Source organism: Mycolicibacterium sp. HS_4_1 (assembly GCF_054515875.1).
Window position 1 is genome coordinate 2,200,615 of record NZ_CM137261.1, and the last position, 24,823, is coordinate 2,225,437.

Sequence of the window (24,823 nt, forward strand, 5' to 3'; positions counted from 1 at the left end):
GGTCAGCTCTCCTCACATCCGGTGGGCATGTGGCACGCCTTCGGCGGCGTCGGCGCCACGTCGATCGAGGGGTTGCGGTCGAAGAAGCCGACCGGCTTGAGCCAGAAGCTGACGGTGTCCGCCGGCATGATCGGCCAGTCTTCCGGCCTCGTGATGTGGTGGATGCCGAACACGTACCACAGCACCACGTCGGTGTTCTCGATCGAGCGGTTGGCCTCGGTCCACATCGGCAAGCCGGTGTCTTCCCTGCTCTGCGTGACGAATTCGCCTGCGGGCCAACGCTCATCGGGAGAGTTGGGGGTCACCCACACGGTGTGTTCGATGGCCCTGCAGCGGGCCAGGATCGGGGACTCGGGATCGAACATCGCCGGGAAGGCGCCGCCGGGAACCAGCTTGTAGGCCGGCGCGGTGCCGATGCCGTTGCGGACGTTGTCGTTCACGACTTTCCACGCCCGCTGGGTCTGGAAGTTCATGTCCTGCTTGCCTTCGGACTCCGTGCGCAGCGGGGTGTTGCGCTGCCGCAGCGACAGCCCGTAGGGGTTGTCCGGTCCCATCGGCTCGATCTCGGTCTCGCTGGCATACACCGTGTTCTCGGTGCCGTCGACGTCGAGGTCGAGACGGGCCACCAGGAAGTGCTGGTGGTACGGCGCATAGGTGCGGTTGTCGACCAGTGTGCCGTGCGGGTGCGCCTGGCCCTCCGGGAAGTTGCTCACCACCATGATCCCCGTTGCGCGGACCTCACATTCGATGTTGCCGTCCTGGTAGAACCGCCAGTAGGTGAGGTACTCGTAGTTGGCGACGGTGACGTGGAACGACACCGTGAGCCGGCGCATGCGGCGCACCTCTGCGCCGTGATGGTGGTCGACGTGCTTCCACAGCACGGCGTTGTCTTCTTCGTGGATGCAGATGGCGTTCTTGATGGTGTACGGCTCGCCCTTGCTGTTGTGCAGCACGGCATCCAGGTACCGGATCTCGCCGAGACAATCACAGCCCAGCTCCAGCGAGGTCGTCATGAAGCCGATGCCCCACTCGCCGATGTCGAAAGCCGTTCGGCGGTAATGGTCGGTGCAGTGATCGCGGTAGGGGACCATCATCTCGGCGAACGACATGCGGTTGGCCACCGACCGCACGTTGCCGTTGTCGTTGTAGCTCACGGCGTGCAGCGTCATGCCCTCGCGGTAGTTGAACCCGACGCGCAGCGACCAGTTCTGCCATTTGAGCAGATTGCCCTCGAGCGTGAACGAAACCCCTTCGGGCTGAGTGATGTTCAGCGGCTGTAACGGCTCGCGGGTACCCGCGTTGCGGATGCGCTCGGGAATGTGTTGCGGCACGTACTCGCCCATCATCTCCGGGCGATCGACGGTGAAGGTGTCCTCGATCTCCAGCAGTTCCATGGTGTTCATATCGATGACGCAGTGAAATCCGTTGACCGGACCGGCGTAGGGGTTCGCGCCGTCGGCGGCTCGCACCCAGGTGTCGGTCCAGCCCAGGCGGCGGTCCTTGTACTTCTCCGGCATCACGACGTCGCCGTAGGTCCAGGTGTCCATGAACACCAGGTCCATGTCGGTGAACCCGCGTTTGGCCAGGGCCGCAATGACTTCCGGGTGCTTGCGCAGCACCTCGTCGGCCTCTTCCCATTCATCGACGGTGAAGTTGGGCTGCACCCCCGGGATGTGGTCCCACGACAGCACCGACCCGGCCGAGAGCGACACCACGCTCTTGTAGGTCCGGTTGTTCGACGTGTCGAGCACCGTGGCCAGCGCACGCCGATCCGGAACCATGCCGGTGGCGTCGAAGGCCGCGACCTCTGCCTTGGCAGGTTCGACCATCTCGATGGAGGTGTACCGCCAGCCGTCCCCGACACCGTGCGCGGTCGCGAGGATTTCGGTGACCTTGGCGAATTCGGGTGCGGTCAGTGGGTCGAGCGGATGGAAAGTGTCAGTCATCGAGAAGGCTCCTGTTCGGCAGGGTGGGTTCGAGTCGGCGGGCGGAGTGAAGGGCAGGGATCAGTCGTGGGCACTCATGACGTGCTTGATCCGGGTGTAGTCCTCGACGCCGTAGATCGACAGGTCCTTGCCGTAACCGGAGTACTTGAAGCCACCGTGCGGCATCTCCGCCACCAGCGGGATGTGGCAGTTCACCCACACCGCACCGAAATCGAGTGCCCGGCTGAATTTTTCAGCAGTTGCGTGGTCCTTGGTCCACACGCTCGAGGCCAAGGCGTAGCGGACGCCGTTGGCAAGGCCGATGGCCTGCTCGTCGGAGCTGAACGGCTGCACCGTCAGGATGGGCCCGAAGGTCTCGTCCTGGACGATGGAGTCGTCCTGTCGTACCCCGGTAATGATGGTCGGCTCGAAGTAGAAGCCCTTGTCGCCCGCCTGCTTTCCGCCTGTGACGATGTTGGCGTGCTCCGGGAGCGCGGCGATCTTCTGGCTCACTGCGGTGAAGTGGTTGACATTGTTCAGCGGCCCGTAGAACGCGTCGGCATCATCGGGCAGGCCGGGGCGCAGGGCGTGCGCGGCCTCGACGAGCGCGTCGACGAACTGGTCGTGGATCGATTCGTGCACGATCACCCGGGTGGCCGCGGTGCAGTCCTGGCCGGCGTTGAAGAACGCGGCCTGGGCGATTCCGGTTGCGGCCTTGGTGATGTCGACGTCACCGAACACCACCGCGGGCGCCTTGCCGCCGAGTTCGAGGTGGCTGCGCTTGAGCTGCTGGGCAGCGGCCGAGGCCACGGCGATACCGGCCCGCACCGACCCCGTGATGGACACCAGACCGAGCGCCGGGTGGTCGACCAGTTCGGCGCCTGTCGCGCCGGTGCCCAGTACGACGTTGAACACGCCGTCGGGCAGGATGCCCTTGCTGATCCGGGCCAGCACCAGCGTGCTTTCCGGCGTGGTGTCGCTCGGCTTGAGGACGACGGTGTTACCGGTGGCCAGGGCCGGGCCGATCTTCCAGATGGCCATCATGAACGGGTAGTTCCACGGGGTCACCTGACCTACGACGCCGATCGGCTCGCGCCGCACATAGGAGGTGAAGCCCTCCATGTACTCGCCGGCGGACAGCCCCTCGACCATGCGGGCGGCCCCGGCGAAGAAGCGGACCTGGTCGGCGCTCACCGCGACTTCCTCGGCGGCGATCATCGCCTTGAGCTGGCCGGTGTTGCGGCTCTGCGCCTCGACGATCTCGTCGCTGTGTGCCTCGATCGCGTCGGCGAGCTTCAGCAGGGCCTGTTGGCGCACGCTCGGCGTGGTCTTACCCCAGGTGGCGAACGCACGCTCGGCAGCGGCCACTGCGGCATCCACGTCGGCGCGGTTGGACACGGGTGCCTGTCCCACCACCGAGCCGTCCACCGGGCTGATCAGGTCGATGGTCTCCGACGACGACGAATCGACGAACTGTCCGTCGATGTAGTTCTGTAGAAGTCCGTCGGGCATCTCGTACCGTCGCTCTCTTGCTGGGAAGATCGTCACGTGTCTGGCGGCCTCAGTGTGCGCCAGGACACACCGCTGAGCATCGGACAATTCGGGGATTTTTGGCGGGTTTTTTCGACATTCTGTACATTCATCCCGGTGACGGTTCCGGTGCGATGGGTGCTGGACCAAGCTGATCTGCGGGTCCGGCTGCGCGGGGGTGCGGCCGGCCTCGGCAGTGAGATCAGCTTGGTGCTGACCACAGAGTTGGCTGATCCGGCCAAGTGGCTGTCCGGTGGCGAGCTGGTGCTCACCACCGGCATCGGTCTGCCGCCGGGTGCGCGCGACCGACGGCGCTATCTCCAACTGCTACATGAAAGTGGAGTTGCCGGAGTCGGATTCGGTATCGGTCTGACCTTCGACGAGGTGCCCGAAGAATTGGTGTCCGCCGCAGAGGAGCTGGGGCTACCGCTGTTGGAAATTCCCTTGCGGACGCCGTTTGCGGCCATTGTGCAGCGGGTCAGTTCGCGGATCGCCGCGCTGCAGTATGACGCGGTGCTGCGTGCGTCCCGGGCGCAGCCGCGGATCACCCGGGCGGTCGTCAGCGGCGGCCCTCAAGAGGTCGCCGCCGAACTGGGCCGGGCCTTGCGGGCCAGCGTCGTGGTGCTGGATCCGTCGGGCACGGTGATCGCATCCCACCCACACAATCTCAACGTCACCACCGTCAACCTGGTGCGCGATGCGATCGAGCCGGGGGCTGCGTCGGCCGTCGCGGTGCTGGCGGAGGGCGTCACCGTCGCGCAGCAGTCCATCCGCGTCGGGGGCCGTTCGCACGGGGTTCTCGGGGTGGTCAGCGAGACGGCCCTGAGTCCGGTCGATCAGGTGCTGCTGGGGCACGCAAACTCGTTGCTCGCATTGGATTTCGAGAAACCGGTGCGACTGAAGGAGGCGCAGCAGCGACTCAACGAGCAGGCGTTGGGACTCATTCTCACCGGTGTGTCCAACCTGGAGCCGGCCTGGGCGCAACTGTCTCACGCGGCCGATCCGCGGGGCCGGATCAGGGCGCTGGTCGCTGCGGCCGATTCGGACTCGGGCGCCGAAGCTGATACCGCACAACTGTTGAAGAAGGTGGGCGCGGCAATTCTGGATCAGCTGGACCAGGCCGGTCAGCCCACCTTCGTTCATTGCGCCGACAACTGGCTGGCGGTGTTGTTGCCGGGAGCGGACGCCGGGGAGATTGCGGCCGCGCTGGCTGCCCGGATCGATCCATCGCGGCGCCGCACCATCCGTATGGGGCTCAGCGGAATTCTGCCGCTGGCCAAACTGGCCGAGGCCGTCGACAGCGCCCGGCTGGCGGCGTCGGTCGCAGAATGCGGCCGGCCTCCGCTCGAGTTCTCCGCGATGGCAGGCAGCACGCTGCTGGCGTTCGGCGAGAGCCGGGAGGTGCTGGTCGCGCTCGGTGCGGCGGTGCTGACTCCCGTCCTCGACCATGACGCCGAATTCGGTACGGGGTTGCTCACGTCGTTGCGTGCGTACCTGGAAGCCAACGGCCACTGGGAATCCGCGGCCGCGGCGGTCGGCGTCCATCGGCACACGATGCGCAAGCGCATCGAAACCGCAGAGGCCCTGCTTGGTTGCGATCTGGCGGTCGCCCGGGTCCGCGCCGAGCTGCTGTTGGCGATCTTGGCGCGGACACCGGGCGACTGAGCGCCGGCTGACTGGTCAGCCGACGGGCAGTGCGGACTGCTGTTCGGACGACACGGCAGGCTTGGAGCCCGGCCGCAGTGGCCACCAGAACCACCGGCCCAGCAGCGCGGCGATCGACGGCGTCATCAACGACCGAACGATCAGCGTGTCGAACAACAAGCCCAGCCCGATGGTCGTGCCGGCCTGACCGATCGAGCTCAGGTCGCTCGCGGCCATCGACATCATGGTGAAAGCGAACACCAGACCAGCGGTCGTGACCACGCTGCCGGTCTCACCCATGGAGCGGATGATGCCGGTCTTCAGCCCGGCGCCGATTTCTTCCTGGAACCGGGAGACCAGCAGCAGGTTGTAGTCGGAGCCGACCGCCAGCAGGATGATCAGGCCGAAAACAGGTGCTATCCAGTTCAATTCGAGCCCCAGCAGGTCCTGCCACACCAGGACCGACAGACCGAACGCCGCGCCGAGCGACAGTAGCACCGTGCCGACGATCACCAGCGACGCGACCAGTGCCCGGGTGATGAGCAGCATGACGACGAAGATCAACGTCAAGGCGGCAGCCCCGACGATCAACAGGTCGTATTGAGAGCCCGACTGGATGTCTCGGTAGATCGCCGCGGTGCCGGCGAGATAGAACTTGGCGTCGGTGAGCGACGATCCCTTCACGGATTGATGTGCCGCGTCGAGTGTCGGCATGACCGCGGCGATGCCGTCCGGGGTTGCCGGGTCTTTGGCGTGCGTGATGATGAAGCGTGCGGCCTTGCCGTCCGGTGAGAGGAAGAGCCGCAGGCCCCGCTGAAAGTCCGCGTTCTCGAACGCTTCTGGCGGCAGATAGAAGTAGTCTCCGCTGCGGGACGCATCGAAGGCCTGGCCCATGGCGCCGGCGGTGTCGGTCATGGCGGACATCTGGGTGATCAGGCCGGAGAAGGTGCTGTGCAGCGTGAGTAGCGTGCCGCGCATGGACTCCACCGTGGCGATCATCGGCGGGAACTGCGCCTTCATCTGGGGCAGCAGGGCCACGGTGCGGTCCATGTCGGTGCCCAGCGTGGTCATGTCCGAACTGAACGTGTCCACATTGTCGATCGCGTCGAAGACCGATCTGGTTGCCGCACACACGGGAATGTCGGTGCAGTGCTGCTCCCAGTAGAAATAGTTACGCAGCGGCCTGGCGAAATCGTCGAAGTCGGCCAGATGGTCACGGAGTTCGTCGAGCGTGGCGTGCATCTGGTGGACGTCGGCGGCGAGGTGCTGCGTCGAGTCACTCATCTGGTCGACCAGCGTCTGCAGTCGCTTCATCGGCGCGATCAGACCGCCGAGATCGTCACTCATCTTCAGGATGTCGCCCATCCGGTCCTTCATGATCTGCAGGTTCTGCTGGATCGGAATCGATTGGGCGCTGACCTGGAACGGGATCGACGTGTGCTCGGTCGGGCCGCCGAATGGCCGAGTGATGCTCTGCACCATCGCGATTCCCGGCAGCTTGAAGATGTCCTTGGCCAGCTTGTCCAGGATGATCATGTCACCGCTGTTGCGCATGTCGTGATCGGCCTCGACCATCAGAATGTCGGGATTCATTGTGGCAGCACTGAAATGGCGCTCGGCGGCCGCGTATCCGACGTTCGACGGAAGATCGCGGGGGATGTAGAAGCGATCGTTGAAGCTCAGTTTCATGGTGGGCATGAACATGATTCCGACTAGGGCAACCAAGAGGGACGCCACGAAGACCGGTGCAGGCCACCGGACCGTGGCGGTGCCGATCCGACGCCAGCCCTTGGTCTTGGTCATCCGTTTCGGCTCGAGCAGGCCGCGGCGGGTGGCGACGGCCACGACTGCCGGCGCGGCGGTCAGCGCGCCCGCGACGACCACGACCAGTCCGAGCGCAGAGGGAATGCCCAACGCCTTGAAGTAGGACAGCCGCGCCAGATGCAGGCACAGTGTGGCGCCGGCGATGGTCAGTCCCGAACCCAAGATGATGTGGGCGGTACCGCGAAACATGGTGTAGTAGGCCGTCTCCGGGTCTTGCCCGGCTTGGCGTGCTTCGTGGTATCGGCCCACCAGGAAGATCGCATAGTCGGTCCCGGCGGCGATGGCCAGCGACGACAGCATGGCGACGACGAACGTCGAGAAGCTCAGTAGGTTGTGGTCTCCCAGCAGCGCGACCAAGCCTCTGGCGGTGCCCATCTCGAAGCCGACCATGACCAGCACCAGCGCTACGGTGGCCGCGGAGCGGTAGGCCAGGGCCAGCATGGCGATGATGACCACGCCGGTCACGCCCATCATCACGAGCATGCTCTTGTCGGCGGCTTCGTTCATGTCGGTGGTCAGTGGTGCGGGGCCGGTGACGTAGGCCTTGAGGCCTGGGGGAGGGGTTGCGCGGCTGACGATTTCGCGCACCCGGTCGACCGACTCATTGCCCAGCGTACTGCCCTGGTCACCGGCGAGATTCAACTGCACATAGGCGGCTTTGCCGTCGCGGCTCTGCACCCCTGCTGCGGTGAGCGGATCACCCCAGATGTCGTGGACGTGCTGCACGTGCTTGGTATCCGCCCGCAGCGCCTGCACCAGCCCGTCGTAGTAGCCGCGTGCTTCGGCGCCGAGTTTCTGGTCGCCTTCCAGGACAATCATCGCGATGCTGTCGGAATCCGACTCGTGATATGTCGCGCCGATCTGCTTGGCGGCGATCAACGCCGGGGCATCCTGAGGCGACATCGTGACCGCATGGTTGCGGGCCACCGACTCGATCTGTGGCACAAGCACATTCATGGCGACGGTCAGCAGCAGCCAGCCGATGATGATCGGCCAGGCGAACCGCCGGATGAAGCGCATGTATGCCGGTCGCGTGTTGTGGTCGCCGCTCATGCGTTCTTGACCAGACACGAGGTTTGGGCGTGGTGTCCCGTCGAGGACTGCTCTTGGCGGGCCTCGCCGTCGACCGTGATCCGGCACCCGAGCCGGCCGCCATCGCCTTGCGCCACCACGCTCGCGATGGTGGCCGGCGCGGTGGTGTCGACCGTGACGGTCCACGGCAGGCCGTGGAAACTCGCCTGCACGGGCTGCGCGTTCTGATCGAGGTAGTTGACGCTGCCGGCGGTGTCACTGGCCCCGAAAACCTCGTAGACCACGCGCTTGACGTGCGTGGGCTCGAGTGGTGCCGCGCTGCTTGCGGTCGCGGTGAAGACCGGCTCGGAGCCGAAAGCGCCACGCAGTTGCGTGACTGCCGCGGCGCCGAGCGCAACGGCCACCACAGCCACGGTGGGCACCCAAATTCTCGCCAGGACGGTTGGCATCGTCGTATCCCTTCGCCGGTGGGCTGCTTGTCGTGTGGGCAGGGCAAGCGTGTCGGCCGCATCGCGGTCGCGCCCTCATATACCCCGTTGGGTATACCCAGCGAAGTCAACGTACCATACCCCCTAGGGTATTACCGCGTGCGTGACATGGTGCACAACGACGTTGACCTATACCCCATGGGGTATGTATAAATGAGGGGAACGGTCTGCGGACTCGTCAGTGAAAGGTTCAAACATGTGTCAACCCAAACGTTGTTCGGTGTGCGGCAAGACCACCTGGTCGGGTTGCGGCATGCACGTGGACGCCGTCAAGGCGGCAGTGCCCGCCAGTCAGTGGTGTGACGGCCACCCCAAGGCCGATCGGCCGTCCCGCCTGAAGTTCTGGCGGTAGGACGTGGCGGGCGTCATGGGATTGTGGCGCCGCGTCGGCTGGCCCGCTGATACCCTGTGGGGTATTGCGGGCAGTTGGCTGCAGCGCAATGAAAGGTAGGTGCGACATGGTTGGTGATGAAGAGGCCATGGCCGCGGTGCTGGCCCGGTTGCGCCGGGCGCAGGGGCAGTTGGCCGGTGTCATCTCGATGATCGAGCAGGGCCGGGAGTGCAAGGATGTCGTCACGCAGCTCGCGGCGGTATCCAAGGCGCTGGACCGCGCCGGGTTCAAGATCGTTGCCACCGGGCTGCGCGAATGCCTCACCGGCGGCACCGAAGATGGCCGTTCGCCGATGACCGAGGCCGAGTTGGAGAAGCTGTTCCTGTCGCTGGCTTGAGGCGGCTCAGCTGGTCGGCCGCTTGACGATGGTCAGCGACTGGTCGATCTTCTTGAACTTGGTGAAAGTGTCTGCGGGCACGCCGAACACGACGCCGAGAACGTCGGACGGCAGCTTGCTGATCGATGCGCCGATGCCGATTTCGTCGTTGCCTTCTTCGGTACTCGAGTTGAAGACGACGAGCAGGTCGAGGTCCTGGGTGCCCCTGTTTTCGAAGTAGTGCAATGAACCCTGGGGCGTGAACACCACATCACCGACGGTGGCTTCGAAGTGCTCGGAGTGCCCCCGCGGATCGAGCACAGTCCACGTCGCCACCCCATGGGTGATGATGTTGAGCTCCCAGGCGCTCGGATGCCAGTGTGGTTCGCGGATTCCGCAGGGGTGCAGCGTCACCATCACCACGCTGGCTTCCTGCCCCATCAATATCGGCCAATCTCCTTCGGAGACCTGGCGCAACGTCCCGCCGTCGAACTCGCTGGGCGGTAGCGCACCGAGGCGAAACACGTGCGGCTGCGCCGTGTCCAGTTCGGCCGGGATGCGGGGATTGCCGAAACGGGCGGCGGCTTCGGTCATGGTTGCGTCCTCGACGTTGCTGCGGGACAAAGGGGATGAGAACGCGCGGCCGGCACCCGCACCCGCGATGGCGGTAACGCCGACCGCGCCCGCACCGCCGAGCATCGTGCGTCGATTGATCATGTGGCCAGGTTCGTCCTGTGGGGCCGCGTTGTCCTCACCGCTGGCACCCAGTTGCGTCTTCCGGCTAGTTGCAATACGGAACGGGTGCCTGCAGTAGCGACTTTCACCTGGTCGGAGCAGACGATGAATGCAGTCCGAGAACGGACGAGCACTCTGACAGAAAGCGCCGATCATGAAGAACCTGATCAAGTTCATCGCCCCCGGACTCGCCGCGGCCGGCATCGCCGGCGCCCTGCTGCTGGCGCCGATCGCCGGCGCGGACACTGACCCCCTGGTGCCGAGCGGGACCGACCCGCACTCGTCGTACGTGCTGGGAGAGCACTTCTCCAACCATGACGAGGCCAACCAGAGCGCGGGCGGTCTGGACACGTCGTTCTGATTCCTGCGACCCGGCCTGGTTCCGCCCGCCCCCGATCTGGGGGGCGGGCGGAACCATTTCTGAGTCAGAAGCGCCGGACGAAATTCAGTGCGACGTCGGCCACCTCGTGCCAGCCGCTGTCGATGGTCAGCGAGTGTCCGCGTCCCGGAATCTCGACGATCTCGGTGACATTCGGGTTCTTCTTCTGCCGTTTGTAGGAGGCGTTGGCGACCGCCCAGGGCACCGTGTTGTCCTTCTCGCCCGAAATGATGAGCAGCGGACCGCGTTCGGGATTCTTGGTGTTGACCTTGGCCTCGGTGGCAGGGTTGAAGTTGGCGGCCGCGGCCTGGAACAGCGGCACACCGGAGCCGGCGACCGAGTGGCGCTCGTACAAGCTGCTCGCTTCTTGTTCGGAGACCTCGCCCGCGAACGCGAACCGGAACTGCTTGGGGGTCAAGGTGATTGCCCGCCCGCGGTTGACCGGATTCTTGAAGACGGGGAAGGCTGCGCGCAGTGCCGATACCGGCAGCGGCAGCACGCCGCGGAACGGCGCCGGATCGATCGCGATGGCTATCTCGGCCAGCCCCAGGCCGGCGAGCTTCTGGGCGATCAAGCCGCCGAACGAGTGGCCGATGACGATGGGTTTGCGGTCCAGGGCGCGGATGACGTCGGCGTAATGCTGGGTGATCTCGCCGATGCTCTTGCGCGCGAACACCGACGGATCGCGGCGGGCTTCGGCCACGGTCGCCGGGTCATCCGGCCAGCCGGGGGCCAAGGTCGCGAAGCCGTGCTCCTCGAACAGCGCACGCCAGTCGTTCCAGCTGGTCGGCAGTAGCCACAAGCCGTGCACGAACACGACGGGCTGCTGCCCGGAGGTGTTGGCGCGGTCGATGTCGGCCTGTTCGCGAGGGGTGATCGTGGTGGGCATCTGAATGTCTCCTTGAAGTAGATAGAACGGTCTTTCTCTTACTGTGAACCGGTACCCGTTCCGATGTGTTCCCCAAACCAGAAAGAACGTTCTGCCTCGTGGTTAGGATGGCGTCATGGACACCGCCGAACCGGCCTTGCGCCCACGCGAGCGACTGCTCCGGATTGCGGCGGAGCTGTTCTATCGCGAAGGAATCCACGCCGTCGGTGTCGACCGGATTCTCGCCGAAGCGGGCGTCACGCGCGCCACCATGTACCGGCACTTCAAGGGCAAGGAAGGCCTCGTCGAGGCGTACCTCGGGCTCGAGGACGAGACCATCCGCGGCTACTTCCGTGATGCCGCCGCCGATGCCGGACCTGACACCGACATGCTGGAACTGGTGATCGACGGCATCGCCGAAGACATCGCGCGGTACCACACCCGGGGTTGTCCGTTCATCAACGCCGCAGCTGAGTACCCCGCGGCGGACAGTCCGGTTCGGCAACTCATCGCTGCGCATCGCAACTGGTTTCGCGGTGCGCTGCAGGAAGCGGCCGGCGGACGGGACAATCCTGAGCAGATTGCGGCATCGCTGGTATTACTGCGGGACGCCGCACTGGTGGGTGGCTACCTCGACGGAATCGACACGACCAGGGCCGCCTTCGTGCGGGCCGCGCGGCAGGCCGCCGGTATCTCTCGGTGATGCCCGGCCCGTTGCCCACCTAATAGTTCTTCCCAACCCGTAAGCTCGATCATGTGCAGCGACGGATCATGGGAATCGAGACCGAGTTTGGCGTGACCTGCACATTTCATGGTCACCGCCGGCTCAGCCCTGACGAGGTAGCGCGGTATCTGTTCCGGCGAGTGGTGTCGTGGGGGCGCAGCTCCAACGTCTTCCTGCGAAATGGTGCACGCCTGTACCTCGACGTAGGCAGCCACCCCGAGTACGCGACCGCCGAATGCGACAACCTCGCGCAGCTCGTCACCCACGACCGCGCGGGCGAGCGCGTGCTGGAAGACCTGTTGGTCGACGCCGAGCAGCGGCTGGCCGACGAGGGCATCGGCGGCGACATCTACCTGTTCAAGAACAACACCGACTCGGCCGGCAACTCCTACGGCTGCCACGAGAACTACCTCATCGTGCGGGCCGGCGAGTTCTCCCGGATCTCCGATGTGCTGCTGCCGTTCCTGGTCACCCGTCAGTTGATCTGCGGTGCCGGCAAGGTGCTGCAGACCCCGAAGGCCGCGACGTTCTGTCTGAGCCAGCGCGCCGAGCACATCTGGGAGGGCGTCTCCAGCGCCACGACGCGGTCCCGGCCGATCATCAACACCCGCGACGAGCCGCACGCCGACGCCGAGAAATACCGCCGGCTGCACGTCATCGTCGGCGACTCCAACATGTGCGAGGCCACCACCATGCTCAAGGTGGGCAGCGCCTCGCTAGTGCTGGAGATGATCGAGGCGGGCGTCCCGTTCCGGGACTTCTCGCTGGACAACCCGATTCGGGCCATCCGCGAGGTCAGCCACGACCTGACCGGACGCCGCGCCGTGCGACTGGCCGGTGGACGGCAGGCCTCGGCACTGGACATCCAGCGCGAATACCACTCGCGCGCCGTGGATTACCTGCAGACCCGGGAGCCCAACGTGCAGCTCGAGCAGGTCGTCGACCTGTGGGGCCGCCAGCTCGACGCCGTCGAGAGCCAGGACTTCGCCAAGGTCGACACCGAGATCGACTGGGTGATCAAGCGGAAGTTGTTCCAGCGCTACCAGGATCGCTACAGCATGGAGCTGTCCGATCCCAAGATCGCCCAGCTGGATCTGGCGTACCACGACATCAAGCGTGGACGCGGGGTGTTCGACCTGTTGCAGCGCAAGGGATTGGCCGCCCGGATCACCACCGACGAGGAGATCGACGCAGCGGTCAACATCCCGCCGCAGACCACCCGGGCCAAGCTACGCGGCGAATTCATCACGGCCGCACAGGAAGCCGGGCGTGACTTCACCGTCGACTGGGTGCACCTCAAGCTCAATGACCAGGCGCAGCGCACGGTGCTGTGCAAGGACCCGTTCCGGTCGGTCGACGAGCGGGTGAACCGGCTGATCGCCAGCATGTGACAGGTGCCGTCGCGTATGAAGGCGCGGCGGTGGGCTGCCAGCCCACAGCAACCACTTAGTCTGTTGGACGTGACGACGTCCAAGGTTGAGCGGTTGATGAACCTCGTCATTGCGCTCCTGTCCACCCGTAGCTACCTGTCCGCGGAGCAGATCCGGGCCAACGTCACCGGCTACCAGGACCCGCCGACCGACGAGGCGTTCTCCCGGATGTTCGAACGGGACAAGAACGAGCTGCGTGACCTCGGTATCCCGCTGGAGACCGGACGCGCCTCGATGATGGACGTCAACGACGGATACCGCATCAACCGCACCGCCTACGAGTTGCCGCCGGTGGAACTGACGGGTGACGAGACGGCCGTCGTCGCGATCGCCACCCAGCTCTGGGAGTCGCAGGAGATGGTGACCGCCACCCAGAGCGCGCTGCTCAAGCTCCGCGCCGCGGGCGTGGACGTCGACGCGCCCGATGCCGGTGTCGCGATCACCACCGGCGCCACCCCGGGGCTGCGCGGCTCCGAAGAGGCGTTGGGAATTCTCTTGTCCGCCATCGACTCCGGTCGCGCGGTGCAGTTCGCACATCGCCCCAACCGGGGCGCGCCGTACGTCGACCGCACGCTGGAGCCGTGGGGCGTGGTCACCTACCGCGGCCGCTGGTACGTCGTCGGCCACGATCGGGACCGCGACGACGCGCGCACCTTCCGGGTGTCCCGCATCGCCGCCGGAGTGCGCGCCGTGGGGCCCGACCGCGCGTTCACCCGGCCCGACGGCGTCAACCTGCGGGACATCGTGCACCGCGCGGTCGCAGAATGGCCGGCCGGCGAGCAGGCCCGGATCTGGGTGGCCGCGGGCCGTGCGACGGCGTTGCGCCGGCAGGCCGTCACCACGTCACCCAGCGCGCGCGGCGGGCGCGACGGCGACGAGATCGTCGTCGACATCGGCATGGTCGACCGGCTGGCCCGTGAGATCGCCGGCTATGGTGCCGACGCTGTGGTGCTGGAGCCGAAGTCATTGCGGGACAACGTGATCGGTCGGTTGCGCGCGCAGGCGGGGGAGAGCCTTCAATCATGAGTAACGTGTCCACCCGTCTCGTGCGGCTGTTGAACATGGTCCCGTATTTCCAGGCCAATCCGCGCGTCAGCCACACCAAGGCCGCTGCCGATCTGGGCGTGACGCGAAAGCAGTTGGAGGCCGACCTCTGGCAGCTGTTCGTCTGTGGGCTGCCCGGCGGAGGTCCCGGCGAATTGATCGACCTCGACTTCGAGGGCGACACCATCGAGGTGATCTTCTCGGCCGGGATGGACCGCGCGTTGCGGCTCACCTCGCCGGAGGCCACCGGCGTGTTGATGGCGCTGCGCGCGCTGGTCGACGTGCCCGGCGTCGTCGACCCCGACGTGGCGCGCAGCGTCATCGCCAAGATCGAGGCCGCGGCCGGTACCGCCGGGGCAACCGCGGCGGCGGTCCCGGCGCCAGAGGTCACCGGAGATGTCGAGAACAAGGCCACCGCGGCGGTGCGGGCCGCGGTCCGGGACAAACGGGCCTTGTCCCTGGAGTACTACTCCGCTTCACACGACACCATCTCGCAGCGAGTCGTCGACCCGATCCGGGTGGCGCTCATCGGCGATCACAGTTACCTGGAGGCCTGGTGTCGCACCGCCGAGGGCGTGCGGTTGTTCCGCTTCGACCGGATCGTCGACGCCACCGCCCTGGACGAACCCGCGGCACCCCCGGCGCCCGCAGTGCAGGCCGAGCCCGACACGTCGCTGTTCTCCCCGGAGACCGCGGACCCGAGCTTGCCGGTGGCGACGCTGCTGATCGATTCGTCGGCGTCGTGGATGTTCGACTACTACCCGCTGGCGGTGCAGCGAGAGATTCCCGACGGCAGCTGGGAAGCCACCATGACCTACGCGTCGGACGAGTGGATGGCCCGATTCGTGCTCGGTTTCGGTTCAGCGGTCCGGGTCCTGGACCCGCCGGAGCTCGCCGACCGCGTGCGGGAGTCCGCGGTAGCGGCGCTGGCGGCATATGAACCGGGTCTCGGCGAGTAGACTCGGCCTCAACATCTGGAGGTGACCCAAATTGGGCGGTTTGCAACCGTGGCACTGGTTGATCGTCATCGCGGTGTTCGTGCTGCTCTTCGGCGCGAAGAAGCTGCCGGACGCCGCGCGTTCGCTTGGTAAGTCGATGCGCATCTTCAAGTCCGAATTGAAGGAAATGCAGTCGGACGGTTCCGGGGAATCGACCGTGCAGCCCGGCGCACACCCAAGTCCGAGGCCCATCACTGCTGAGCGCGTCGAGAATCCGGCACCCGCACCGCAGCCGGCGCCGGACGCCACCGACAAGCACCCGGCCTGACCATTGCCGTGATCCCGCCGCAGGCCCAACGCACGCGGCGGTTGGCTCCTACATACACACGTGCCAGCACCTGGAATTCTCCGAAAGCTTGACCCGCGCCGTCGACGGTCGCGGGTCAATCCTGACGGCACCATGTCGCTCGTCGATCACCTCGAAGAGCTCCGGACCCGTCTGCTGATCGCTGTCATCGCGATCTTGTTGACCACGGTCGTCGGCTTCCTCTGGTACGAGCACAGTTTCTTCGGATTACCGAGCCTCGGTGACTGGCTCCGCGGCCCGTACTGTTCGCTCCCTGCCTCATCACGTGCGTCCATCGCTCCGGACGGCGCGTGCCGGCTGCTCGCGACGGCGCCGTTCGACCAGTTCATGCTGCGCCTCAAGGTCGGCACGGCGGCGGGCGTCGTGATGGCCTGCCCGGTGTGGCTCTACCAGATCTGGGCGTTCATCACCCCCGGCCTGTACAAGAAGGAACGCCGGTTCGCGTCGCTGTTCGTCGGGGTCGGCGCGCTGCTCTTCGTCTCGGGCGCGGTCATGGCGTACGTCGTGCTGTCGACGGCGCTGTCGTTCCTGCTGACCGTCGGTAGCGACGTCCAGATCACCGCGCTGTCGGGTGAGCAGTACTTCGGTTTCCTGATCAATCTGCTGATCGTGTTCGGCATCAGCTTCGAGTTTCCGCTGCTGATCATCATGCTGAACCTGGTCGGAGTGCTCACCTACGACAAGCTCAAGGCCTGGCGCCGCGGTCTGATCTTCGGCTTGTTCGTGTTCGCCGCGTTCGTGACGCCCGGCTCGGACCCGTTCTCCATGTTGGCGCTGTCCCTGGCGTTGACGGTCCTGCTGGAGCTGTCGATCCAGGTCGCTCGGCTCCACGACCGGCGCAAGGCCCGGTTCGAAGCCGAGGCCGTTCCGGACGACGAGGCCGCCCCGATCGGGTCGGTGGAACCCATCGATGCGCCATCTGCCGTGCCCGCGCCGACCCGGCTGACCATCGATGACGACGCCACCTGAGTTTCGGGCGGCGGAGCCGCCGATCCCGACGGGCGCGGCGGTATCCGTCGAAACCGAGCCCGGCCCGCAGCTGCGCGACTTCGCCGCGGGCCTGTCGTTCACCCTGGACGGTTTCCAGACAAAGGCTTGTGTGGCGCTCGAGAACGGTCGCGGCGTCCTGGTCTGCGCCCCGACCGGTGCCGGCAAGACCGTCGTCGGCGAGTTTGCCGTGCATCTGGCGCTGGCCGCCGGCCGCAAGTGTTTCTACACCACGCCGATCAAGGCGCTGAGCAACCAGAAGCACAACGATCTGGTGGCCCGCTACGGGCCTGACCGCATCGGCCTGCTCACGGGTGACCAGGCGATCAACGGTGACGCCGACATCGTGGTGATGACCACCGAAGTGCTGCGCAACATGCTCTACGCCGATTCCCCTGCGCTGCACGGCCTGTCCTACGTCGTGATGGACGAGGTGCATTTCTTGGCCGACCGCATGCGCGGCGCGGTGTGGGAAGAGGTGATCCTGCACCTGCCGGAGGAAGTGCGGTTGGTCAGCCTGTCGGCGACGGTGAGCAACGCCGAGGAGTTCGGCGGCTGGATCCAGACCGTCCGCGGTGACACCACGGTCGTCGTCGACGAACATCGCCCGGTCCCGCTGTGGCAGCACATGCTGGTGGGCAAGCGGCTCTTCGACCTGTTCGACCTGTCCAAGGGGGCAGGTGGCAGTAAGGGCTCGGGCAAACAGGCTGCTCGCGTGGACCCGGAGTTGTTGCGGCACATCGCGCACCGCCGCGAGGCGGACCGGCTGATGGACTGGCAGCCGCGGGGGCGAAGCGGAGACGGACGCGGACGTTCTGGCGGCCGGCCCGCGATGTACCGGCCACCCAGCCGTCCCGATGTGATCAGCACGCTGGATCAGGCCGGCCTGCTCCCGGCCATCACGTTCGTGTTCTCCCGCGCCGGCTGCGATGCCGCGGTCAAGCAGTGCCTGCGGTCGGCGGTGCGGCTGACCAACAAGGCCGAACGCGACCGGATCGCCGAGATCGTCGACCGGCGCTGCGCCGATCTGGCCGAGTCCGATCTGGCGGTGCTCGACTATCACGAGTGGCGCGAAGGGCTGCTGCGCGGCCTGGCCGCCCACCACGCCGGCCTGCTGCCGGTGTTCCGGCACACCGTCGAGGAGTTGTTCACCGCGGGGCTGGTGAAGGCCGTGTTCGCCACGGAGACCCTGGCGTTGGGTATCAACATGCCGGCCCGCACCGTCGTGCTCGAGCGGCTGGTGAAGTACAACGGCGAACAACACGCTCCGCTGACGCCGGGGGAGTACACCCAGCTGACCGGCCGTGCCGGGCGCCGCGGTATCGACGTCGAGGGCCACGCTGTCGTGCTGTGGCATGCCACCGACGAGATGGCCGACCCCGCCCAGGTCGCCGGCCTGGCGTCGACGCGAACGTTTCCGCTGCGCAGTTCCTTTGCGCCGTCGTACAACATGACCATCAACCTGGTTCAGCACATGACGCCGGCGGCGGCGCACCGGCTGCTCGAGCAGTCGTTCGCGCAGTACCAGGCGGACCGGTCGGTCACCGGACTGGTGCGCGGCATCAAGCGCGGTGAGCGGATGCTCGCCGAGATCGCGGCCGAGCAACGCGAGAGTTCGGATTCAGCGCAGGGTGTCGATTGGAACTCCGTGCTGGAGTACGCCCGGCTGCGGGCGAGCATCACCGAACGTGAGCGGGCGCAGTCGCGGGCCGGCCGCCTGACGCGGCGCAAGGGCATCAACGACGCGCTGGCCGCGCTGAAGCGGGGCGACGTCATCGCCATCGGCCTCGGCCGCCGCAGCGGATTGGCCGTGGTGCTGGAGCCGGCATTCGACGCCGACGACCCCAGGCCGCTGGTGCTCACCGAACATCGCTGGGCGGGAAGGATTTCCGCTGCCGACTACGCGGGCACATCACAGCGTCTGGGCAGCATGTCGCTGCCCAAGCGGGTGGAACACCGGCAGCCGAAGGTGCGCCGCGACCTGGCGTCGGCGCTGCTGTCAGCGGCCGAAGCGCTCGACGTGCCGTCAGTGCGGCGCAGCCGCGGCGCCGGGGAAGCAACGACGCCGGATATCGATCCGGAATTGGCGGGTCTGCGCGAGCAGATGCGCCGCCACCCCGCACATCAGCTGCCCGACCGCGAGGCCAAAGTGCGTGCCGCTGAGCGCTATCTACGCATCGAACGTGACAACGACCAGACCCGGCAGAAGGTCGCGGCGGCCACCAACTCGCTGGCTCGCACCTTCGACCGGATCACGGCGCTGCTCAGCGAGCGCGGTTTCATCGAGGGGGCAGAGGGCGAACCCGCGGTCACCGACGACGGCCGGCTGCTGGCCCGGATCTACAGCGAGAGTGACCTTCTGGTCGCCGAGTGCCTACGGGGCGGTGCGTGGGACGGACTCAACCCGGCCGAGCTGGCCGCGGTGCTGTCGGCCGTGCTTTTCGAGTCGCGCGGTGATGGCCCGACGGTGCCGCCGGGCTCCGAGCAGGTCACCGACGAGGTGCGGCGGGCGCTGGCGAAGACCCGCGGGTTGTGGACCGACATCCGGGGTGACGAGCGCAGGCATCGACTGCCGTTCAGCCGGGAACCCGACGCCGGGTTCGCCGCAGCGATGTACAGCTGGGCGACCTACGGAGACCTCACCGCGGCGCTGTTGATGTCCGATAACGGCAATGGAAATGCTTTGCCCGCAGGCGATTTCGTGCGCTGGTGTCGCCAGGTGCTGGACCTGCTGGACCAGGTGCGCATCGCCGCGCCATCGCCGCAGTTGCGCGCCACGGCCAAACGGGCCATCGGTGCGGTACGTCGGGGCGTCGTTGCCATAGACACCATGTGATCGCAGGGTTGTTGTGACCGCAGGGTTGGTCAGGCCAGACCCAGGTCCAGCCAGTCGTCGACCATGAACCGGTCGCCGCGTGCCACAATGGTCGCGCCGCCATGGCCGGCATAGTGCGCCGGGACCACCGTCGCCCGCCGCCGGGATGCCTCGGTGAACACCCGCTTGCGGGTAACGGTCGCCTCGGCCGCGTTGACGTCGAAGGCGCACGGATCATCCGGTCGGGGAATCTGGATGGGGCAGTGGGTCAGGTCGCCGACGAACACGGCCGGCTTGCCGGCATCGAGCCACAGCACCGACGAACCCGGCGTATGGCCTGGGGCCGGGCGCAGCCACACCGAGTCGCTCAGCTGGTAGTCACCGGAGAACTGCTCGGTCTGGTCCGCCACCGGAATGACACTGTCCTCGAACACCGTTCGCATCTCGTCTGTGGCCTCCGGATCGTCGGGGGCGAAGAACCGGTAGTCGGCCTCGGGCATCAGATAGCGGGCGTTGGGGAAAGTGGGGACCCAGGCGCCGTCGACCAATTGGGTGTTCCAGCCGACATGGTCGGTGTGCAGATGCGTGTTCAGGACGACGTCGACGTCGGACGGGTCGATGCCGGCAGCGCGCATGTTGTCCAGAAACGGGGTGCTGAGGTGATCCAGCGGCGGCATGTGCGGGCGGTGCCGGTCGTTGCCCGCGCCGGTGTCGATGACAATGGTCAGCCCGTCGACCTGCAACACCCAGCTTTGAATCGCGATCCGGAACAGGTCGGTCTCGGGGTTCCAGAACCGCGGGGCGAGCAGTTCGGCCTCGGCGTGCCAGGCCTCCGGCGGTGTCGACGGCCACAGCGACGTGGGGATTTGAACCTGGGTTTCCGCCACGCGGGTCACGATGGCGTTGCCGAGCCGGATTTGGTCCGTCATACCGCGAGACTAAGGCCGGCCGGGTCAGGTAATGCCCAGACACGCGCCCCGCGTGCAGGTCATCCAGGAACGGCGGCACCGGTAGTGTGGTTGACCAGCAGCCCGGATGATGTCCGAGCCGTAGAGCACCGAGGAGAGACGATGAGCGGTCCAGAGGGAACTGATCCGTCACAGCAGTGGCAAGGTCAGCAGCCCGCTTGGGGGCAGCCGGCGTCCGGCGCCGAGCAGCCGACCACTGCCGCCCCGGCGTGGGGGCAGCAGCCGGCCTACAACCCGGAGCAGTACCAGCAGCAGTACCCGGGAGTTCAGCCCGGTGCCGCGCAGCCCGGAGCGCAGCAGGTTCCCGGTTACCCGCAGCAGCAGTACCCGCAGGGCTATCCGCAGCAGGCCTACCCCCAGCCGGGCGCCTACGGACAGCCGCAGTACGGCCAGCCCCAGTACGGCCAGCCCGGACAGTACGGTCAGCCGCAGTTCGGTGAAGGCGCCGCGGGGCAGCAGTTCGACCAGCAGTTCGGCGCACCGGCAGCCAAGTCGAACAAGACACTGCTGATCATCGGTGGGGTCGTGGCCGTGATCATCGTCGCGGTCGTCGGCGTGCTCGGTTTCCTGTGGCCGGGCTTCTTCGTCACCACCAAGCTCGACGTCAATGCCGCGCAGTCCGGCGTGCAGAAGGTCCTGACCGACGAGACCAACGGTTACGGCGCCAAGAACGTCAAGGACGTCAAGTGCAACAACGGCGCCGATCCTGAGGTCAAGTCCGGGCAGACGTTCGACTGCGACGTGAACATCGACGGCACCAAGCGCACCGTCAAGGTCACCTTCAAAGACGACAACGGCACCTACGAGGTCGGCCGCCCGAAGTAGCGTTTCTCGCGACCAGTCCCCAAATGTCCCCCCAACACGCCGAGCGTGTGGGGGGACTTTTTGGTGGCTTAGAGCTTGTCGAGGGCTTTCTGCAGCCGCGCGATCGAGTTGGTGACGCCGTACTTGGCGGCCAGGTCGGTCACGCGCTGCGGATCGCGGGCTGCGAGCGGCAGCGTGTCGGACTCGGTTGATATCGACACCGGCGCATCGGTCGCGACGAGGACGACGGGCAGTGCGGCGGTGATGTAGTCGGCGGCGGCAAGAAGTTTCTTGCGTTGCGCCGCAGCCATTTTCGAGGTCGGGTCCTGCGCGGCGGCCTCGATCGCCGGCAGCGAGCCGTAGGTCTGCAGCAGGGTCGCCGCCGTCTTCTCGCCGATGCCGGCGACGCCCGGCAACCCGTCGGAGGCGTCGCCGCGCATCAGCGCCAGCTCGGCGTACGCGGCGCCGGCGCGATGCAGCGGGACGCCGTAGCTCTCGGCGACCTCGGCGGGCCCGTAGAGCACGGCTTTGGCCATACCGCGGCCGATGTAGAACACCCTGATTCCCGGGCCGTCATCGCTGGCCAGCTGCAACAGGTCACGGTCGCCGCTGACCACGATCGCGGGGCTGGTCTGCTCCCGGGTCGCCAGCGTGCCGAGCACGTCGTCGGCTTCGAAACCCGGTGCGCCGGCGGTGGCGATACCGAATGCGTCGAGCAGCTCCATGATCATGGCGACCTGGGGCGTGAGGTCGTCGGGCACTTCCTCGATGTCAGGGGCGTCGCCGGGAGTGATCTCCTCGACCCGGTGCGCCTTGTACGACGGGATCAGGTCGACGCGCCACTGCGGACGCCAATCCAGGTCCAGGCACACCACCAGGCGGTCCGGGCGATGCTGGGTGACCAGGGCGGCGATGTTGTCGATGAAGCCGCGGACCGCGTTGACGGGGCGGCCGTCGGGCGCGGTGATCGAGGACGGCACCCCGAAGTACGAGCGGAACCACATGCTGGCACCGTCGAGGAGCAGGATCGGCTGGCTCACGCTCGGCTCATTCATCCTCGGGCCCGCCTGTCGCGGATGTCGATCAGCATCGCACTAGCCTATTGCCATGAGCTCAGGCCGATTCAACACCGACGTCTATGCCGCGCGCCTGCGCTCGGCCGCCGCGGCCGCGCACGCCGCCGGCCTGGCCGGGCTGGTCATCACCCCGGGGTATGACCTCCGGTATCTGGTGGGCTCGCGCGCGCAGACCTTCGAGCGGTTGACGGCGCTCGTGGTGCCGGCTGACGGGTCGACGCCGACGGTCGTGGTGCCGCGGCTGGAGCTGGCGTCGCTGAAAGAGTCGGCGATCCTGGAACTGGGCCTGGCGGTTCGGGATTGGGTCGACGGCGACGACCCCTACGCCCTGGTGGCCGCGGCGCTGCCCGGAAACCTGGTCGCGGTCACCGATGCCATGCCCGCACTGCATCTGCTGCCGTTGGCGGCGGTCCTCGGGGCCGTGCCGGTGCTGGCCACCGACGTGCTGCGGCAGCTGCGAATGATCAAGGACCCCAGCGAGATCGACGCCCTGATGAAGGCCGGGGCGGCCATCGACCGGGTGCACGCGCGGGTACCGGAGTTCCTGGTGCCGGGCCGCACCGAGGCCGACGTGTCTGCCGACATCGCCGAAGCGATTGTCGCGGAGGGCCATTCGGAGGTGGCGTTCATCATCGTCGGCTCCGGCCCGAACGGCGCGGACCCGCACCACGAATGCTCCGACCGGCAATTGCAGGTGGGTGACATCGTCGTCGTCGACATCGGCGGGCCGGTCGAGCCCGGCTACAACTCGGACTGCACCAGGACCTACAGCATCGGCGAACCCGATCCCGTCGTGGCGCAACAGTATTCGGTGCTGCAGCGGGCACAGGCGGCAGCAGTGGCGGCCGTGCGGCCCGGGATGACCGCCGAACAGATCGACGCCGCGGCCCGCGACGTGCTTGCGGCGGAAGGGCTTGCCGAGGTGTTCGTACACCGCACCGGCCACGGCATCGGGCTGTCGGTCCACGAGGAGCCCTACATCGTGGCGGGTAATGCGCTGACGCTCGAGCCGGGCATGGCGTTCAGCGTCGAGCCCGGTGTGTATTTCGCGGGGCAGTGGGGTGCCCGGATCGAGGACATCGTCGTCGTGACGGACGACGGCTGTGTGTCGATGAACAACCAGCCGCACGAACTGGTGGTTGTGCCGGTTTCGTAGGGTTCTGGCCGGGGTTGTTGTCAAGATCGGCTAAGAAAGACAAGATCGACGACATGGCTGAAATTCGCCGTGGCCGCACCGGGCGTGCCGCCAAACTGGCAACCCTTCCGGCCGGTATCGCCGGCCGCGCCGTCCTGGGCGTCGGCAAACGTATGGCCGGCAAGTCGAAAGAGGACGTCAACGCCGAGCTGGTCGAGAAGGCTGCCGAGCAGCTGTTCCAGGTGCTGGGGGAGCTCAAGGGCGCCGCGATGAAGCTCGGGCAAGCGCTTTCGGTCATGGAGGCCGCCATCCCGCCGGCGTACGCCGAGCCCTATCGCGAAGCGCTGACCAAACTGCAGAGCGACGCCCCGCCGCTGCCGGCGGACAAGGTCCACCGCGTCCTCGACGCCCAGCTGGGCACCAAATGGCGCGAGCGCTTCCAGTCCTTCGACGACAAGCCCGTCGCCTCCGCGAGCATCGGCCAGGTGCACAGCGCCGTGTGGAGCGACGGCCGCAGAGTTGCGGTGAAAGTGCAGTACCCCGGCGCCGACGAGGCGGTGCGCGCCGACCTCAAGACGCTGCGAATGCTGACGTCGCTCTTCAAACAGGTGGTTCCCGGTGCCGACGTCAAGAGCATCATCGACGAGCTCATCGAGCGCACCGAGGAAGAACTGAACTACCGCATCGAGGCGGACTATCAGCGTGCGTTTGCCAAGGCGTTTGCGGGGGATCCACAGTTCTACGTCCCAGCGGTCGTCGCGTCGTCGCCGAAGGTGGTCATCACGGAGTGGATGGAGGGCCGCAAGCTCTCCGAGATCATCGCCAATGGCACCGAGGAAGAGCGCAACCGCTGTGCGCACATGTTGCTCGAGGTCACCATCAGCGCCCCCTACCGCTGCGGACTGCTGCATGTCGACACCCATCCGGGCAACTTCATGCTGCTGGACGACGGGCGTTTCGGCGTCATGGATTTCGGAGCCTGCGCGGTCCATGAGGGCGGGCTGCCGCGGGCGACCGGGCCCATCCTGCGGCTCGCGCGGGACGAGAAGTGGGAGGAGATGACGGACTACCTGCGGGACGAGGGCTTCATCCCGGCCGGGGCGACCGTCTCTCACGAGGAGATCAACGCCTACCTGTTGCCGTACATCGAACCGTTGCGGCACAAGAGCTTCCACTTCAGCCGTAGCTGGCTGCAGGGTATCGCCGCCACCGCGGCAGATATCCGCAGCGAACAGTTCGCCGCGACGTTCAAGACCAGCCGTCAGCTGAACCTGCCGCCCAACTACCTGATGATGTTCCGGGTACTGGGTGGCCTGCTCGGCATTGCCGCGCAGCTCGACGCGACCATCAACTATGCCGAGATCGTCGAGAAGTGGGTGCCCGGATTCCGCGAGGACTGACGC

Annotated in this window: 22 protein-coding genes; 14 read left to right on the plus strand and 8 right to left on the minus strand. The window is 66.7% G+C overall.

Annotation, left to right across the window (positions count from 1 at the left end; all coding sequences use genetic code 11):
- Window positions 1-2: 2 nt before the first annotated feature.
- Together ACX12F_RS10450 and ACX12F_RS10455 are read right to left on the minus strand one after the other, a co-directional pair.
- Window positions 3-1,946: a primary-amine oxidase gene (locus ACX12F_RS10450; protein WP_459369492.1), complete on the minus strand. Its 1,944-nt coding sequence runs from the start codon at window positions 1,944-1,946 to the stop codon at window positions 3-5.
- A 60-nt stretch (window positions 1,947-2,006) separates the two neighbouring features.
- Window positions 2,007-3,437, minus strand: a complete 1,431-nt coding sequence (locus ACX12F_RS10455; RefSeq protein ID WP_459369493.1) for an aminobutyraldehyde dehydrogenase — start codon at window positions 3,435-3,437, stop codon at window positions 2,007-2,009.
- 147 nt (window positions 3,438-3,584) lie between these two features.
- Here ACX12F_RS10455 and ACX12F_RS10460 point away from each other — a divergent pair, with 147 nt between their 5' ends.
- On the plus strand, window positions 3,585-5,120 hold the full coding sequence (locus ACX12F_RS10460; RefSeq protein ID WP_459370305.1) for a PucR family transcriptional regulator: 1,536 nt from the start codon (window positions 3,585-3,587) through the stop codon (window positions 5,118-5,120).
- Between the two features lie 15 nt (window positions 5,121-5,135).
- On the opposite strand, the gene ACX12F_RS10465 is transcribed toward ACX12F_RS10460, so the two are convergent.
- Both ACX12F_RS10465 and ACX12F_RS10470 read right to left on the minus strand, forming a co-directional pair.
- Window positions 5,136-7,976, minus strand: coding sequence for an MMPL/RND family transporter (locus tag ACX12F_RS10465; protein WP_459369494.1), 2,841 nt, complete (start codon window positions 7,974-7,976; stop codon window positions 5,136-5,138).
- Window positions 7,973-8,404, minus strand: coding sequence for an MmpS family transport accessory protein (locus ACX12F_RS10470; protein WP_459369495.1), 432 nt, complete (start codon window positions 8,402-8,404; stop codon window positions 7,973-7,975). The genes ACX12F_RS10465 and ACX12F_RS10470 overlap by 4 nt, the downstream gene beginning before the upstream one ends.
- A gap of 235 nt (window positions 8,405-8,639) precedes the next feature.
- On the opposite strand from ACX12F_RS10470, the gene ACX12F_RS10475 reads away from it, so the two are divergent.
- Together ACX12F_RS10475 and ACX12F_RS10480 are read left to right on the plus strand one after the other, a co-directional pair.
- Complete coding sequence (locus tag ACX12F_RS10475) at window positions 8,640-8,795, plus strand: DUF8730 family Cys-rich protein (protein ID WP_459369496.1); 156 nt, start codon at window positions 8,640-8,642, stop codon at window positions 8,793-8,795.
- Window positions 8,796-8,901: 106 nt separating this feature from the next.
- Window positions 8,902-9,171 carry a metal-sensitive transcriptional regulator gene (locus ACX12F_RS10480; protein WP_459369497.1) on the plus strand — a complete coding sequence of 90 codons (270 nt, stop codon included), beginning with the start codon at window positions 8,902-8,904 and terminating at the stop codon, window positions 9,169-9,171.
- Window positions 9,172-9,177: 6 nt separating this feature from the next.
- On the opposite strand, the gene ACX12F_RS10485 is transcribed toward ACX12F_RS10480, so the two are convergent.
- Entirely contained in the window at window positions 9,178-9,867 is a 690-nt protein-coding gene (locus ACX12F_RS10485) for a cupin domain-containing protein (RefSeq protein ID WP_459369498.1), read from the minus strand.
- Between the two features lie 172 nt (window positions 9,868-10,039).
- On the opposite strand from ACX12F_RS10485, the gene ACX12F_RS10490 reads away from it, so the two are divergent.
- Window positions 10,040-10,246, plus strand: coding sequence for a hypothetical protein (locus ACX12F_RS10490; RefSeq protein WP_459369499.1), 207 nt, complete (start codon window positions 10,040-10,042; stop codon window positions 10,244-10,246).
- A 64-nt stretch (window positions 10,247-10,310) separates the two neighbouring features.
- Here ACX12F_RS10490 and ACX12F_RS10495 read toward each other — a convergent pair whose 3' ends face one another.
- Window positions 10,311-11,153 (minus strand): alpha/beta hydrolase, encoded by an 843-nt coding sequence (locus ACX12F_RS10495; RefSeq protein WP_459369500.1) that lies wholly within the window; start codon window positions 11,151-11,153, stop codon window positions 10,311-10,313.
- Window positions 11,154-11,268: 115 nt separating this feature from the next.
- Between ACX12F_RS10495 and ACX12F_RS10500 the strand changes: the two genes are divergently transcribed.
- The 7 genes from ACX12F_RS10500 (at window position 11,269) to ACX12F_RS10530 (ending at window position 19,458) form a co-directional block, all read left to right on the plus strand.
- Window positions 11,269-11,835: a TetR/AcrR family transcriptional regulator gene (locus ACX12F_RS10500; protein WP_459369501.1), complete on the plus strand. Its 567-nt coding sequence runs from the start codon at window positions 11,269-11,271 to the stop codon at window positions 11,833-11,835.
- A 53-nt stretch (window positions 11,836-11,888) separates the two neighbouring features.
- The gene (gene pafA / locus ACX12F_RS10505) at window positions 11,889-13,247 is read left to right on the plus strand and encodes a Pup--protein ligase (protein WP_459369502.1); all 1,359 of its coding nucleotides are present in this window, start codon (window positions 11,889-11,891) and stop codon (window positions 13,245-13,247) included.
- A 69-nt stretch (window positions 13,248-13,316) separates the two neighbouring features.
- Window positions 13,317-14,312 carry a helix-turn-helix transcriptional regulator gene (locus ACX12F_RS10510; RefSeq protein WP_459369503.1) on the plus strand — a complete coding sequence of 332 codons (996 nt, stop codon included), beginning with the start codon at window positions 13,317-13,319 and terminating at the stop codon, window positions 14,310-14,312.
- A complete protein-coding gene (locus tag ACX12F_RS10515) occupies window positions 14,309-15,289 on the plus strand; it encodes a helix-turn-helix transcriptional regulator (RefSeq protein WP_459369504.1) in 981 nt (326 codons plus the stop codon). Before ACX12F_RS10510 ends, ACX12F_RS10515 begins: the two co-directional genes overlap by 4 nt.
- 31 nt (window positions 15,290-15,320) lie before the next feature.
- Window positions 15,321-15,596, plus strand: a complete 276-nt coding sequence (gene tatA, locus ACX12F_RS10520; protein ID WP_459369505.1) for a Sec-independent protein translocase subunit TatA — start codon at window positions 15,321-15,323, stop codon at window positions 15,594-15,596.
- A gap of 60 nt (window positions 15,597-15,656) precedes the next feature.
- Window positions 15,657-16,604, plus strand: coding sequence for a twin-arginine translocase subunit TatC (gene tatC / locus ACX12F_RS10525; RefSeq protein ID WP_459369506.1), 948 nt, complete (start codon window positions 15,657-15,659; stop codon window positions 16,602-16,604).
- Entirely contained in the window at window positions 16,588-19,458 is a 2,871-nt protein-coding gene (locus ACX12F_RS10530; protein WP_459369507.1) for a DEAD/DEAH box helicase, read from the plus strand. The genes tatC and ACX12F_RS10530 overlap by 17 nt, the downstream gene beginning before the upstream one ends.
- Before the next feature lie 29 nt (window positions 19,459-19,487).
- Here ACX12F_RS10530 and ACX12F_RS10535 read toward each other — a convergent pair whose 3' ends face one another.
- The gene (locus ACX12F_RS10535; RefSeq protein WP_459369508.1) at window positions 19,488-20,366 is read right to left on the minus strand and encodes an MBL fold metallo-hydrolase; all 879 of its coding nucleotides are present in this window, start codon (window positions 20,364-20,366) and stop codon (window positions 19,488-19,490) included.
- Between the two features lie 141 nt (window positions 20,367-20,507).
- Here ACX12F_RS10535 and ACX12F_RS10540 point away from each other — a divergent pair, with 141 nt between their 5' ends.
- Window positions 20,508-21,230, plus strand: coding sequence for a DUF4333 domain-containing protein (locus ACX12F_RS10540; protein ID WP_459369509.1), 723 nt, complete (start codon window positions 20,508-20,510; stop codon window positions 21,228-21,230).
- Window positions 21,231-21,298: 68 nt separating this feature from the next.
- Here ACX12F_RS10540 and ACX12F_RS10545 read toward each other — a convergent pair whose 3' ends face one another.
- Window positions 21,299-22,249, minus strand: coding sequence for a 5'-3' exonuclease (locus tag ACX12F_RS10545; protein ID WP_459369510.1), 951 nt, complete (start codon window positions 22,247-22,249; stop codon window positions 21,299-21,301).
- 67 nt (window positions 22,250-22,316) lie between these two features.
- Here ACX12F_RS10545 and ACX12F_RS10550 point away from each other — a divergent pair, with 67 nt between their 5' ends.
- Together ACX12F_RS10550 and ACX12F_RS10555 are read left to right on the plus strand one after the other, a co-directional pair.
- A complete protein-coding gene (locus tag ACX12F_RS10550; protein ID WP_459369511.1) occupies window positions 22,317-23,441 on the plus strand; it encodes a M24 family metallopeptidase in 1,125 nt (374 codons plus the stop codon).
- 53 nt (window positions 23,442-23,494) lie between these two features.
- The gene (locus ACX12F_RS10555) at window positions 23,495-24,820 is read left to right on the plus strand and encodes an ABC1 kinase family protein (RefSeq protein WP_459369512.1); all 1,326 of its coding nucleotides are present in this window, start codon (window positions 23,495-23,497) and stop codon (window positions 24,818-24,820) included.
- Window positions 24,821-24,823: the final 3 nt, after the last annotated feature.